Here is a 12,110-nt window from a genome sequence, read left to right as displayed (position 1 = left end):
GACCCGCATTGCAGGCGGCACAGTGATGCACACGGCGCATGGCAGGAACGGATTCTAGGGACGCAATATGTCAGTTCTGGGGACACAAGCGATTTCGCAGCAAGAAATGGAAAAAATCGCTTTTTTGTGGCGCGACGCCGACAGCGGCGCGCACATCGGCCACGCCGGCAGGCGTGTCATGGGCGTGTGCTATGAAGACAGGATGCGCGCAAACGTGCGCAGCAGTTGGCGCGCATCGTGCGTGGGGACAAGGCCCGCCACCATCGCCGCCACGTCGTGGCCCTCCGCCTCGAACACCGGCGCGCGGCGCGACAGGCATGCCGACATCAGCGTCGGCGAGAACTCGGGATGGAATTGCACCGACCACGCGTTCGGCCCATATCGCAGGACCTGATGCGGATCGTGCCGTGAACGGGCCAGCACTTCGGCGCCCGGCGGCGGCGTCAACACGCTTTGCTCATGCGTCAGATTGGCCAGAAAACGCCGCGGCAGCGCGCCAAGCAGCGCATCGTCGCCAACGTCCGCGCAGAAGTCGATGGCATGCTGGCCGATCTCGCGGCCCTGCGGATGAAAGTCGACGACGCCGCCCAGCGCGTGCGCCATCAGTTGATGGCCGTAGCAGATGCCCAAGAGCGGCAACCGCGCGCCATGCGCGCCGCGCAGCCACTCGGCCGTGCGCTCGCTCCAGGGCTCGCGATCCGTCACCATGGACCACGATCCCGTCAACACCGCGCCGGACACGTCATTCCACGTGGGCAGGGGTTCGTCGTCGTGGGGCTTGAAGACCCGCACCGGCAGGTCCGGATCTTCAAGCGCGGCCAGCATCCAGTCGGATTGTTCGCCTTGCGCCTGCCGCAGATCTTCGGGCGGGCGGCCCATCTGAATGATGGCGAGCGGTTTTCGGGTCATGGACAACGATTCTGCGGATTGAAAGGATGACGGAGTTTACTTTCCGAACAGGCGCCGCAGACGCTGGGACTCGGCGAGGTTCAGGCGCTTGGCTTCGTCTTCGGCGTAATCCCGCTCGCCGACATCGTAGGACCCTTCGTGCAGGCACTTCTTGCGATTGGCCTTGCACTCATCGTTGGACCGGGCCGGCGTGGTGGCCGCCATGCTGGCCTTTTCCGCAGCCGTCGGCTTGCTCGACGAGCACCCCGCCACCACCGCGACAAAAAACAACGCCGCGCCGCAGCGGCTGATCGTGAATATCGACATTTTCCCGGCCCTACAGAAACGCTATAGCCGCTTTTATAGCAAACGCGCGCTGGGAAAGGCGTGTTAAGTCGTAGCAGACGCGCGATCCGATTCAGCGCGATACCGCAGCGCCTCTATCACCAGCGCCAACGCCGGCGAGAGCTGCCGGCGATTTGCGTAGTAAAGGTGATAGCCCGGAAACACCGGCCACCAATCCTCCAGCACGGGCGCCAGCCGGCCCGCTTCGATGTGCGGTTTGACCAGGTCATAGGGCACATAAGCCAGGCCCATGCCATCGAGCGCCGCCTGCAGCATCAGGAACGTATTGTTGAACACGGTCTGCCCGTTCACGCGCACGCTCAGCGCGCGTCCATCCTTTTCAAAATCCCAGGCGTACAGGCCGCCGTGCGTGGGCAGCCGCAGGTTCACGCAACAGTGCTCCGTCAGTTCCTGCGGTGTGGCGGGCAGTGATCTGCCGGCCAGGTAGTCCGGCGACGCGGCGACCGCCATGCGCAGGTCGGGCGCGATGCGCACGGCGATCATGTCCTTGTCCACGCGGTTGCCCACGCGCACTCCCGCGTCGAAACGTTGCGCGGCGATGTCGGTCATCGCGTAGTCCACGCTGAATTCGATCTGCACGTCCGGGTACTGCCGCAGAAGTGGCAACAGGCGCGGCCATAGCGCCGTCACGATGGCGTGATCATGCGCGGTGATGCGTACCGTGCCCGCGGGCTTGTCGCGCATTGCGGTCAGCGACTCCAGCTCCTGCTGTATTTCGCTCAGCCGGGGACTCAGCACACTCAACAGCCGGGCGCCGGCTTCAGTAGGTGAAACGCTGCGGGTCGTCCGGGTGAGCAACCGCACGCCCAGGCGTGCTTCCAGCGCCAGCATGGCGTGGCTGAGCGCAGACCGCGACAAGCCAAGCTGGGCCGCAGCGCGGGTGAAGCTGCGGGTCTGCGCCACCGCCATGAAGGCATGCAGATCGTTGAGGTTCTCTTTGGGCATTGGTGAATTCCGTGCACCAGGGAATACGGATTTTGCGATCTTCTCATCTAATCCGCCGGATCATACAGTGCGACGGGTGGGCGCCGATGGCGGGTCGGCGCCCCGCCAAACCCGACGTGGCGCGCGGCAGACAGCGCCGCCGCCCAACGAACAGAGGCAGAAAAGCATGCAAAAACACGTAAGCAAGATCGCGGTCTGCGCCGCGCTCGTCCAGACGGCGGCGGCGCAAGCCGCGGAACCGCAGCCCACCGCCTCCCCCGCGGCCCAGCAGATCGCACGCGCGGGCGCGCAGGCATCCATCGCCGGTCCGGACGACTACTTCACGGGCCGCGCGCGCATCGATCCCGTGTGGGCGGCGGACAAGGACGTCAATGCTTCGGGCGCACTTGTGACCTTCGAGCCCGGGGCGCGATCGGCGTGGCACACGCACCCGGCCGGACAGCGGCTTGTGGTGACGTCGGGCGTTGGACTGACCCAGGAATGGGGCAAGCCCGTGCAAGAAATCCGCCCGGGCGACGTGATCCACTGCCCGCCCGGCGTCAAGCACTGGCACGGCGCCGCACCCGGCACCGCGATGACCCACTTGGCCGTCACGCCGTCGGTCGACGGCAAGAACGTCAACTGGATGGAGAAGGTCAGCGATGAACAATATGCCTCGCGCTAAAGCCCGCATGACCCAATTTCGCACTCGCGCGCTTGCCGCTGCCGTTGGCCTGGCCGCAGCGATCGCCCTGCCCGTCCACGCGCAAGGAGCCTCCAACATGACAGACAAGACACAGACGGCGACGCAGGCCCCGGACTCGCTGTCCGCCCGCCAGGCGGCGATCGTGCCCATTGCCGCGTTGGCGGCAACCGGCGACATCGCGCGGCTGAACGCGGCGCTTGAACAAGGTCTGGATGCCGGATTGACGGTCAGCGATGCCAAAGAGGTGCTGGTGCAGCTGTACGCCTACGCCGGCTTTCCGCGCAGCCTCAATGCCCTGTCCGAACTGATGAAAGTAAGGCAGGCCCGCCAGCAACGCGGCATCCAGGATGCGCCCGGCGCCGAGCCCGGCCGGCCGATCCCGCAGGGCGACGCGCTGCTGGCCGCCGGAACGGCCAATCAGACCAAGCTATCCGGCGGCCCGGTCCAGGGCCCCTTGTTCGACTTCGCTCCCGTCGCCAACGAATACCTGCGCACGCACCTCTTTGGCGACATCTTCGAGCGCGACAACCTGGACTGGCAAAGCCGCGAAATTGCTACGGTCAGCATGCTGGCCGCGCTGACGGGCGTCGAATCGCAACTGCAATCGCACATGCGGATCAGTATGAACGTGGGCCTGACGGCGCCGCAACTGCGCCAGCTTGCCCAGGTGCTGGCGTCACACGTCGACGCGCAGACGGCCCGCCGCGCAACGGACGCGCTGGACCGGCAATTGCTGGTGCAAGCCGGCAAGTGACGGCAAGGGCCGGCTCCTGTGCAGGCAGGACCGGCCCCGGACACTGGCGAATTTGTCCCTTTAATGAACCAACCCGGGATTTTTTGGGCAAAATTCCGGACTCAAGCAATGATCCCCGCCACCCGAGGCAAGGCAGCTTGTCGTGCCCTCCCCCTGGACTCCCTTCATGACGCAATTGCAAATCAACGGCCAGACCAAGGACGTCAACGTCCCGGATGAAATGCCGATTCTATGGGTCCTGCGCGATGAACTGGGCATGACCGGCACCAAGTTCGGCTGCGGCATGGCCTTGTGCGGCGCCTGTACGGTGCATATCGACGGTACGCCCGTGCGATCCTGTCTGACGCCCGTCTCCGTGGCCACCGGCCGCCAACTCTCCACCATCGAAGGCATGGAAGCCGATCCGGTCGGCCGGGCGGTGCAGGCGTCCTGGGTTACCAATAACGTCGCGCAATGCGGCTATTGCCAGGCTGGCCAGATCATGACGGCGGTAAGCCTGTTGAAGGCGACTCCCAATCCGACCGAACAACAGATTGCGGACGCCATGAGCGGCAACATCTGCCGCTGCGGCACGTACCCGCGGATCCTCGCGGCCATTCAGCAGGCCGCAGCCCGCCTCGCCCAAGGAAGCAAGCAATGACCGCCGCCGTTCAGCATTCGCGCCGCGCCTTCCTGCAGGGCAGCCTGGGCGTACTCACGCTGGCCGTCACCGCAAAGGGATGGGTCACGGCGGCGGTGGCCGCCGAGCCGGATGCCAAAGCATACGGCGCCGACAGCATGCCCGGCGGCACCGTGGACGACCCGCTCGTCTTCGTCAGCATTGCTTCCGATGGCGCCGTCACCATCGTGGCGCACCGTGCCGAGATGGGCACCGGCGTGCGTACCAGCCTGCCGATGGTGGTGGCCGACGAAATGGAAGCACGCTGGGAACGCGTGAAGGTCGTACAGGCCCCCGCCGACGAATCCCGCTACGGCAATCAGAACGTCGACGGTTCGCGCAGCATGCGCCACTTCCTGATGCCGATGCGGCGCGTGGGCGCGGCGGCCCGGCAGATGCTCGAAGCGGCCGCGGCGGCGCGGTGGTCCGTGCCCATTGCCGAGGTCAAAGCCGAACAGCACGAAGTGCTGCATGGGCCGAGCGGCCGCCGTCTATCGTATGGCGACCTGGCGGCGGACGCGGCCAAGCAGCCCGTGCCCGCGGGCAACGCCCTCAAACTCAAGGCCCGGTCCGAATTCCGCTACATCGGCAAGGACCAGGTGCGCCTGGTCGACCTTGAAGCCATCGGAAAAGGCCAGGCGACCTACGGCATGGACATGCGCCTGCCCGGCATGGTCTACGCCGTCGTTGCGCGCCCGCCCGTCGTGGGCGGCCGGGTGCGCCGCGTCGACAGCGCCAAGGCGCTCGCCGTACCAGGCGTGCTGAAGGTCGTTGAAATCCCCGCCATGCAAGGGGCGCCCGCCTTCCAGCCGCTCGGCGGTGTGGCGGTCGTTGCGCGCAACACCTGGGCCGCGCGGCAGGGGCGCGATGCGCTGCAGATCGAATGGGACGACGGTCCGAACGGCGCCTATGACTCCGTCGCCTACCAGCAGACGCTGCAGGCGGCGGCGCGCGCGCCCGGCAAGACGATGCGCAACCAGGGCGACGCCGCAAATGCCTGGACCAACGCGCCGGAAGCCGAGCGCGTGTCCGCGGAGTACTACGTTCCGCACCTGGCCCACGCGTCGATGGAGCCGCCCGTCGCCACCGTGCAAATCCAGGGCGATCGCGCCGAGGTCTGGACGTCCATCCAGAATCCGGTCGCTGCCCGGGACGCCGTGGCCGCGCGCCTGAAGCTTGAGCCCGCCAACGTCAAGGTCAACGTGCTGCTGCTGGGCGGCGGTTTCGGCCGCAAGTCCAAGCCCGATTTTGTGGACGAAGCGGCCATCGTCGCCCGCGCCATGCCCGAAGGCACGCCGGTCAAGCTGGTCTGGACCCGCGAAGACGACATCCATCACGACTACCTGCACACGGTCTCGGTCGAGCGCCTGGAAGCCGTCATGAACACGCAGGGGCAAGTCCAGTCCTGGCTGCATCGAAGCGCCTCCCCCACCATCGCGTCGTTGTTTGCGCAAGGCGCCAAGGGGCAGCAGATGTTCGAGTCCGCCATGTCGGCGATCAACATGCCCTATCGCATTCCCAATGTGCGCGTGGAAACCGCCGAAGTCGAAGCCCATGCGCGCATTGGCTGGTTCCGGTCCGTCGCCAACATTCCGCATGCCTTCGCGGCCCAGTGCTTCATCGACGAACTCGCGCATCGCGCGGGCAAGGATCCTCAGGCATTCGCGCTGGATCTCATTGGCCCCGCGCGCCAGATCGATCCCGGCACGTTGGCCGACACCTGGAACTACACCGAATCGCCTGAACGCTACCCCTACGACACCGGCCGCCTTCGCGGGGTGATCGACGCCGCGTGCAAGGGCGCGGGCTGGGGCCGCACATTACCGAAGGGGCATGGGCTCGGGCTGGCCTTCTGCTACAGCTTCATGAGCTACACCGCCACGGTGGTCGAGGTGGCGGTGGACGACAAGGGCGAGATCCGCGTCGTCGCCGTGGACATGGCGATGGACTGCGGCCCGCAGATCAACCCCGAACGCATCCGCGCGCAGATGGAAGGCGGCGCCATCATGGGGCTGAGCCTGGCGCTGACCAGCGAGATCACATTTGAAAAAGGCCGCGTCAAGCAAAGCAACTTCCACGACTACGAGGTGCTGCGCCACAACGCCTCGCCGCGCGTGATCCGCACCCATCTGGTCGACGACGACCACGCGCTGCCACCGGGCGGCGTGGGCGAACCGCCAGTGCCGCCCGTCGCCCCCGCGCTGTGCAATGCGATCTTCGCCGCGACGGGCAAGCGGATCCGCGCCCTGCCGGTCCGCAAGCTGGCATAAGCGGAAAGCCAATCTATGACTGAATCAGGGCCGTCCGCCATGAACGCCTTTTTGATCCAAAGGAAGCACGCCCATGGAAAGCGTTGATGTCCGCGTGCTGCGCGCGGCGCGCGACTGGCAGGAGGCCGGGCATCGCCTGATGCTGGCTACGGTCGTCAAGACATGGGGCTCGTCGCCGCGGCCCGTGGGGTCCATGATGGTGCTGCGCGAGGACGGCCGTTGCATCGGCTCGGTGTCCGGCGGCTGCATCGAGGACGACCTGATCCACCGCTACACGCGGGCTTACGGCGACGGAAGCATTCCGCAATCGGCGCCCGAACTCGTCCGCTACGGCGTCACGGCCGACGAGGCGCACCGGTTCGGACTGCCCTGCGGCGGGACGCTTGAACTGCTTCTGGAATTTGCACCGGACAGCGGAATACTGAATGAACTGGTCCGCCGGCTCGAGACCGGCCAGCTCGTACAGCGGACGGTCGATTGCGCCAGCGGCGCGGTCACGCTGAGCGACGCCTCGGCGCCGGAGGCCCTGCATTTCGATGGCGTCACCCTGTCCAGCACGCTGGGCCCGCAGTACAGGCTGTTGCTGATCGGCGCCGGGTCGCTGGCCGAGTACGTCGCCACCATGGCGCTGTTCAATGATTTTGCGGTCACCGTGTGCGATCCGCGCATCGAGCATCTGGGCACATGGTCCGTCGACGGCGTGGCGTTCACCACCGAAATGCCCGACGACGCAGTGCGCGCGCTGAACCCGGATTCCCGCTCGTGCATCGTGGCGCTCAGCCATGACCCCAAACTTGACGACATGGCGCTGCTGGAAGCGCTGCACAGTCCTGCCTTCTACGTCGGCGCCATCGGCTCGCGCCGTAACGCTGCCAGCCGCCGGCAGCGGTTCATCGAGCATCTGGACGAAACCGAAACATCCGTGCAGCGGCTGCACTCGCCAGTCGGCCTGCACATCGGCAGCAAGACGCCGGCCGAAATCGCGGTGAGCGTGATGGCGCACATTCTGGCGGTGAAGAATGGCGTGATGACGGGATAGGGGCGCCGCCGTTCGCAAGTGATGTGTACCTGTCTATACTAGGAACCGCATCTTTCCTTGCTTACGTATCGCACTCCCAGGATCCCACCCGTGGCCGCTTCTCCCCCCCGATTGCCCGTCCCGGCCAATGCTCTGCCCGCTCCGCTGTACGCGCAGGTCAAGCAGATGATCGCGCAGCAGATCCGCAGCGGCGCCTGGCCTGCGCATTACCGCGTGCCGTCCGAAGCCGAGCTGGTCGATGAACTGGGATTCAGCCGCATGACGATCAACCGCGCGCTGCGCGAACTGACCGCCGAAGGCCTGCTGGTGCGGATGCAAGGCGTCGGCACGTTCGTCGCGCAGCCCAAGGCGCGCTCGGCGCTGTTCGCCGTGAACAACATTGCCGACGAAATCGCGGCGCGCAACCACCGCCACCACAGCCGTGTCGTGCGGCTGGCCGAAGAACCGGCCGGCGCCGAGCAAGCTCAGGCGTTGGACATCCGCGCAGGCCAACCTGTGTTTCATTCACTGATCGTCCATTACGAAGACGACGTACCCATCCAGCTTGAAGACCGCTACGTCAATGTCCGCCTTGCGCCCGACTACCTGCTGCAGGACTTCACGCAAAGCACGCCGTACGAATACCTGACGCGCGTGGCGCCGCTGAGCGCCGGCGAGCACGTGGTCGAAGCCATTCTCGCCAAGCCGCGCGAGTGCCAGTTGTTGCAGATCGACCGCGAAGAACCCTGCCTGCTGATCCGCCGGCGCACCTGGTCCGGCGACCGCGCGGTGACACTGGCCCGCCTGATCCATCCGGGTTCCCGTCACCGGCTGGAAGGCAAGTTCACAACGTGACGTTCACCGCTTTCCGCACGCTGTACCTATGACGCGACGAGTCGCGTCCGACTGAACTGCACCGCGGCAGTGCGGCTCCCTCCCGCATGACGTTTCCCATGCCGAAATCTCACTGGTTTCGGCATTTTTCATTGGGGTAATCCCTCAGTCCAAAATCAGTCATCTGCTATTGTATATACAACCATAGTCGTCTTAAGATCTGCTCACCTTGGCGCTGGATCACAGCGCGCCTTGACCCGATCCAGGAGACTTCACTTGAACCCATCCCCCCGATTCCGCGACGCCGCCATCCGCGCCCCGCGCGGCAGCCAGCTCAACACCAAAAGCTGGCTGACCGAAGCGCCCTTGCGCATGCTGATGAACAACCTCGACCCCGATGTGGCCGAGAACCCGAACGAGCTCGTCGTCTACGGTGGCATCGGCCGCGCGGCCCGCGACTGGGATTGCTACGACAAGATCGTTGAATCGCTCAAGGCCCTGAACGACGACGAAACCCTGCTCGTGCAATCGGGCAAGCCGGTGGGTGTGTTCAAGACGCACGCCAACGCGCCGCGTGTCCTGATCGCCAACTCCAACCTTGTCCCGCACTGGGCCACCTGGGAACACTTCAACGAACTGGACGCCAAGGGCCTGGCCATGTACGGCCAGATGACCGCCGGCAGCTGGATCTACATCGGCAGCCAGGGCATCGTCCAAGGCACGTACGAAACCTTTGTCGAAGCCGGCCGCCAGCATTACGGCGGCAACCTGTCCGGGCGCTGGGTGCTGACCGCCGGCCTGGGCGGCATGGGCGGCGCGCAGCCGCTGGCCGCCACGCTGGCCGGCGCGTGCTCCCTGAACATCGAATGCCAGCAAAGCCGCATCGACTTCCGTCTTCGCACCCGCTACGTGGACGAACAGGCAGCCAACCTGGACGACGCGCTGGCCCGCATCGCCAAACACACGCAGGCCGGCCGCGCCGTGTCCATCGCGCTGTGCGGCAACGCCGCCGAAATCCTGCCCGAACTCGTGCGCCGCGGCGTCAAGCCCGACATGGTCACCGACCAGACCAGCGCGCACGATCCCTTGAACGGCTACCTGCCCGCCGGCTGGTCGTGGCAGGAATACCGCGACCGCGCCCAGCGCGAACCGGCGGCGGTCATCAAGGCCGCCAAGCAATCCATGGCCGTACACGTGCAGGCGATGCTGGCCTTCCAGCGCCAGGGCATCCCCACCTTCGACTACGGCAACAACATCCGCCAGATGGCCAAGGAAGAAGGCGTCGCCGACGCGTTCGACTTTCCCGGCTTCGTTCCGGCCTACATCCGTCCGCTCTTCTGCCGCGGCGTGGGCCCCTTCCGTTGGGCTGCGCTGTCCGGCGACCCGCAAGACATCTACAAAACCGACGCCAAGGTCAAGGAACTGATTCCCGACGACGCCCACCTGCATCATTGGCTCAGCATGGCCCGCGAGCGCATCAGCTTCCAGGGCCTGCCCGCACGCATCTGCTGGGTCGGGCTGGGCGAGCGCGCCAAGCTGGGCCTGGCGTTCAACGAAATGGTGCGGTCAGGCGAACTGTCGGCGCCCATCGTCATCGGCCGCGACCACCTCGATTCCGGCTCGGTCGCCAGCCCCAACCGCGAAACCGAATCCATGCGCGACGGCTCGGACGCCGTTTCCGATTGGCCCCTGCTCAACGCCCTGCTCAACACCGCCAGCGGTGCGACGTGGGTGTCGCTGCACCACGGCGGCGGCGTCGGCATGGGCTTCTCGCAGCACTCCGGCATGGTCATCGTGTGCGACGGCACCGACGCCGCTGCCGAGCGCATCGCCCGTGTGCTGACCAACGACCCTGCCACGGGCGTGATGCGGCACGCGGACGCCGGCTACCAGATCGCCATCGACTGCGCACACGAACAGGGCTTGAACCTGCCCATGGTGACCGGCAAGCGCTGACACCCGCGCGGCGCAGCCTCGCGATGGACCAGCCCGCGCAACAGACCGCATGACAACGATAGCAAGCAGCCGGACCGCCGGCGTAGGAGAAAGAGGAATGGAATTGCATGTGAAACCGGGCCACTTGACGCTGGCCGACCTGCGGCGCGCCTATCAGCAGCCCGTTAGCCTGACGCTGGATCCCGGCGCCGCGCAGGCCATCGACGCCAGCGTGGCCACGGTTGAACGCATCATCGCCGAAGGCCGCACCGTCTACGGCATCAATACGGGCTTTGGCCTGTTGGCCTCGACCAAGATCGCGCGCGAAGACTTGCAGGCGTTGCAGACTTCGCTGGTCCGCTCGCACGCAGCCGGCGTGGGCGAGGCGCTGGACGACGCCATGGTGCGGCTCATCATGGTGCTCAAGATCAACAGTCTGGCTCGCGGTTATTCCGGCGTGCGCCGCCATGTCATCGACAGTCTGATCGCGCTGGTCAACGCGGGCGTGTACCCGCACATTCCGCTCAAGGGTTCTGTGGGCGCCTCGGGCGACCTGGCCCCGCTCGCACACATGTCGTTGGTCCTGCTGGGCGAAAGCCAGGCACGCCACCAAGGCGAATGGCTGCCCGCGCGTGAGGCGCTGACGCGCGCGGGCCTCGCGCCGCTCACGCTGGCCGCCAAGGAAGGGCTGGCCCTCTTGAACGGCACCCAGGTGTCCACCGCGTTCGCGCTGCGCGGCCTGTTCGAAGCCGAAGACATGATGGCGGCAGGTCTGGTGTGCGGCAGCCTGAGCGTCGAGGCCATGCTGGGCTCGCGCGCCCCCTTCGACGCCCGCATCCACGCCGCGCGCGGGCAGCTTGGACAGATCGACGTGGCCGCCGTCTACCGCAGCCTCTTGGGCGACGACAGCGAAGTCGGCCACTCCCACGCCGATTGCGGCAAGGTGCAAGATCCCTACTCGCTGCGCTGCCAGCCCCAGGTGATGGGCGCCTGCCTCACGCAGATCCGCCACGCGGCGCAGGTACTGGAAATAGAATCGAACGCCGTGTCCGACAACCCGCTCGTGTTCGTCGAGCAGGGCGACGTCATCTCCGGCGGCAACTTCCATGCCGAACCCGTGGCGCTGGTCGCCGACAACCTGGCGCTGGCGCTCGCCGAAATCGGCGCCCTGGCGGAACGGCGCATCGCGCTGATGATGGACAAGCACATGTCGCAGTTGCCGCCATTCCTGGTGCGCAAGGGCGGCGTCAACTCGGGTTTCATGATCGCTCAGGTGACGGCTGCGGCACTGGCAAGCGACAACAAGGCTCTGGCCCATCCGGCCAGCGTGGACAGCATGCCCACGTCGGCCAACCAGGAAGACCACGTGTCGATGGCGCCCAACGCGGGCAAGCGGCTGTGGGCCATGGCCGACAACGTGCGCGACATCCTGGCCATCGAATGGCTGGGCGCGTGCCAGGGCCTGGACTTCCGCGAAGGGCTCAAGACCTCGCCGCAGCTCGAAGCCGCGCGTCGCGCGCTACGCGAGAAAGTGCCCCACTACGAAGAAGACCGCTTCTTCGCGCCCGACATCGCAGCGGCCAGCGGCCTGATCGCCGCGCAAGTCATGAACGGCCTGATGCCGGCCGGTCTGCTGCCCAGCCTCTGATACCACGCCCCCCGGCCGGAAGCATCCGGCCGTCATTGCCTCGCCGCGCGTACGGGCCCATCAGAAGGCGCCTGCGCGGCGTTACACGCGAGATCGACCAAGGAACCGA

The 12,110-nt window shown here is 66.4% G+C and carries 12 protein-coding genes; 9 read left to right on the top strand and 3 right to left on the bottom strand.

From position 1 onward, the window contains the following. Nucleotides 1–189 precede the first annotated feature (189 nt). Together AC6CIE_RS00145 and AC6CIE_RS00140 are read right to left on the bottom strand one after the other, a co-directional pair. Nucleotides 190–909 (bottom strand): glutamine amidotransferase, encoded by a 720-nt coding sequence (locus AC6CIE_RS00145; protein ID WP_175138696.1) that lies wholly within the window; start codon nucleotides 907–909, stop codon nucleotides 190–192. Between the two features lie 36 nt (nucleotides 910–945). Beyond that, the gene (locus tag AC6CIE_RS00140) at nucleotides 946–1,113 is read right to left on the bottom strand and encodes a hypothetical protein (RefSeq protein ID WP_313065589.1); all 168 of its coding nucleotides are present in this window, start codon (nucleotides 1,111–1,113) and stop codon (nucleotides 946–948) included. Here AC6CIE_RS00140 and AC6CIE_RS00135 point away from each other — a divergent pair. Beyond that, complete coding sequence (locus AC6CIE_RS00135; RefSeq protein ID WP_254594319.1) at nucleotides 1,112–1,282, top strand: hypothetical protein; 171 nt, start codon at nucleotides 1,112–1,114, stop codon at nucleotides 1,280–1,282. The genes AC6CIE_RS00140 and AC6CIE_RS00135 overlap by 2 nt on opposite strands. Here the strand turns inward: AC6CIE_RS00135 and AC6CIE_RS00130 are convergent. Then, entirely contained in the window at nucleotides 1,279–2,199 is a 921-nt protein-coding gene (locus AC6CIE_RS00130) for a LysR family transcriptional regulator (protein ID WP_175124366.1), read from the bottom strand. The two genes, AC6CIE_RS00135 and AC6CIE_RS00130, sit on opposite strands and share 4 nt — an antisense overlap. Before the next feature lie 166 nt (nucleotides 2,200–2,365). Here AC6CIE_RS00130 and AC6CIE_RS00125 point away from each other — a divergent pair, with 166 nt between their 5' ends. From AC6CIE_RS00125 to hutH, 8 genes are all read left to right on the top strand, one after another. Next, entirely contained in the window at nucleotides 2,366–2,863 is a 498-nt protein-coding gene (locus AC6CIE_RS00125; RefSeq protein ID WP_175124367.1) for a (R)-mandelonitrile lyase, read from the top strand. Nucleotides 2,864–2,960: 97 nt separating this feature from the next. Beyond that, the gene (locus AC6CIE_RS00120; RefSeq protein WP_498090721.1) at nucleotides 2,961–3,638 is read left to right on the top strand and encodes a carboxymuconolactone decarboxylase family protein; all 678 of its coding nucleotides are present in this window, start codon (nucleotides 2,961–2,963) and stop codon (nucleotides 3,636–3,638) included. A gap of 166 nt (nucleotides 3,639–3,804) precedes the next feature. Beyond that, nucleotides 3,805–4,278 carry a (2Fe-2S)-binding protein gene (locus AC6CIE_RS00115; RefSeq protein ID WP_218344411.1) on the top strand — a complete coding sequence of 158 codons (474 nt, stop codon included), beginning with the start codon at nucleotides 3,805–3,807 and terminating at the stop codon, nucleotides 4,276–4,278. Beyond that, nucleotides 4,275–6,566, top strand: coding sequence for a xanthine dehydrogenase family protein molybdopterin-binding subunit (locus tag AC6CIE_RS00110; protein WP_498090720.1), 2,292 nt, complete (start codon nucleotides 4,275–4,277; stop codon nucleotides 6,564–6,566). Before AC6CIE_RS00115 ends, AC6CIE_RS00110 begins: the two co-directional genes overlap by 4 nt. 73 nt (nucleotides 6,567–6,639) lie before the next feature. Beyond that, on the top strand, nucleotides 6,640–7,605 hold the full coding sequence (locus AC6CIE_RS00105; protein ID WP_498090719.1) for an XdhC family protein: 966 nt from the start codon (nucleotides 6,640–6,642) through the stop codon (nucleotides 7,603–7,605). Between the two features lie 90 nt (nucleotides 7,606–7,695). Then, on the top strand, nucleotides 7,696–8,439 hold the full coding sequence (gene hutC / locus AC6CIE_RS00100) for a histidine utilization transcriptional repressor HutC (RefSeq protein ID WP_279974892.1): 744 nt from the start codon (nucleotides 7,696–7,698) through the stop codon (nucleotides 8,437–8,439). Nucleotides 8,440–8,694: 255 nt separating this feature from the next. Next, on the top strand, nucleotides 8,695–10,374 hold the full coding sequence (gene hutU / locus AC6CIE_RS00095) for a urocanate hydratase (RefSeq protein WP_175185739.1): 1,680 nt from the start codon (nucleotides 8,695–8,697) through the stop codon (nucleotides 10,372–10,374). 97 nt (nucleotides 10,375–10,471) lie between these two features. Continuing rightward, nucleotides 10,472–12,001 carry a histidine ammonia-lyase gene (gene hutH / locus AC6CIE_RS00090; protein WP_175185740.1) on the top strand — a complete coding sequence of 510 codons (1,530 nt, stop codon included), beginning with the start codon at nucleotides 10,472–10,474 and terminating at the stop codon, nucleotides 11,999–12,001. Nucleotides 12,002–12,110 lie beyond the last annotated feature (109 nt).

Source organism: Achromobacter sp. GQ309, from assembly GCF_059759315.1.
The sequence above is the reverse complement of the archived record's forward strand: the minus strand, read 5'-3'. Positions and strand labels throughout refer to the sequence as shown.

Excerpts from the sequence above, each read along its gene's own strand:
- AC6CIE_RS00145 (WP_175138696.1), bottom strand. The coding sequence starts at position 909 with ATGACCCGAAAACCGCTCGCCATCATTCAGATGGGCCGCCCGCCCGAA.
- AC6CIE_RS00135 (WP_254594319.1), top strand. The coding sequence starts at position 1,112 with ATGCTGGCCTTTTCCGCAGCCGTCGGCTTGCTCGACGAGCACCCCGCC.
- AC6CIE_RS00140 (WP_313065589.1), bottom strand. The coding sequence starts at position 1,113 with ATGGCGGCCACCACGCCGGCCCGGTCCAACGATGAGTGCAAGGCCAAT.
- AC6CIE_RS00130 (WP_175124366.1), bottom strand. The coding sequence starts at position 2,199 with ATGCCCAAAGAGAACCTCAACGATCTGCATGCCTTCATGGCGGTGGCG.
- AC6CIE_RS00125 (WP_175124367.1), top strand. The coding sequence starts at position 2,366 with ATGCAAAAACACGTAAGCAAGATCGCGGTCTGCGCCGCGCTCGTCCAG.
- AC6CIE_RS00120 (WP_498090721.1), top strand. The coding sequence starts at position 2,961 with ATGACAGACAAGACACAGACGGCGACGCAGGCCCCGGACTCGCTGTCC.
- AC6CIE_RS00115 (WP_218344411.1), top strand. The coding sequence starts at position 3,805 with ATGACGCAATTGCAAATCAACGGCCAGACCAAGGACGTCAACGTCCCG.
- AC6CIE_RS00110 (WP_498090720.1), top strand. The coding sequence starts at position 4,275 with ATGACCGCCGCCGTTCAGCATTCGCGCCGCGCCTTCCTGCAGGGCAGC.
- AC6CIE_RS00105 (WP_498090719.1), top strand. The coding sequence starts at position 6,640 with ATGGAAAGCGTTGATGTCCGCGTGCTGCGCGCGGCGCGCGACTGGCAG.
- hutH (WP_175185740.1), top strand. The coding sequence starts at position 10,472 with ATGGAATTGCATGTGAAACCGGGCCACTTGACGCTGGCCGACCTGCGG.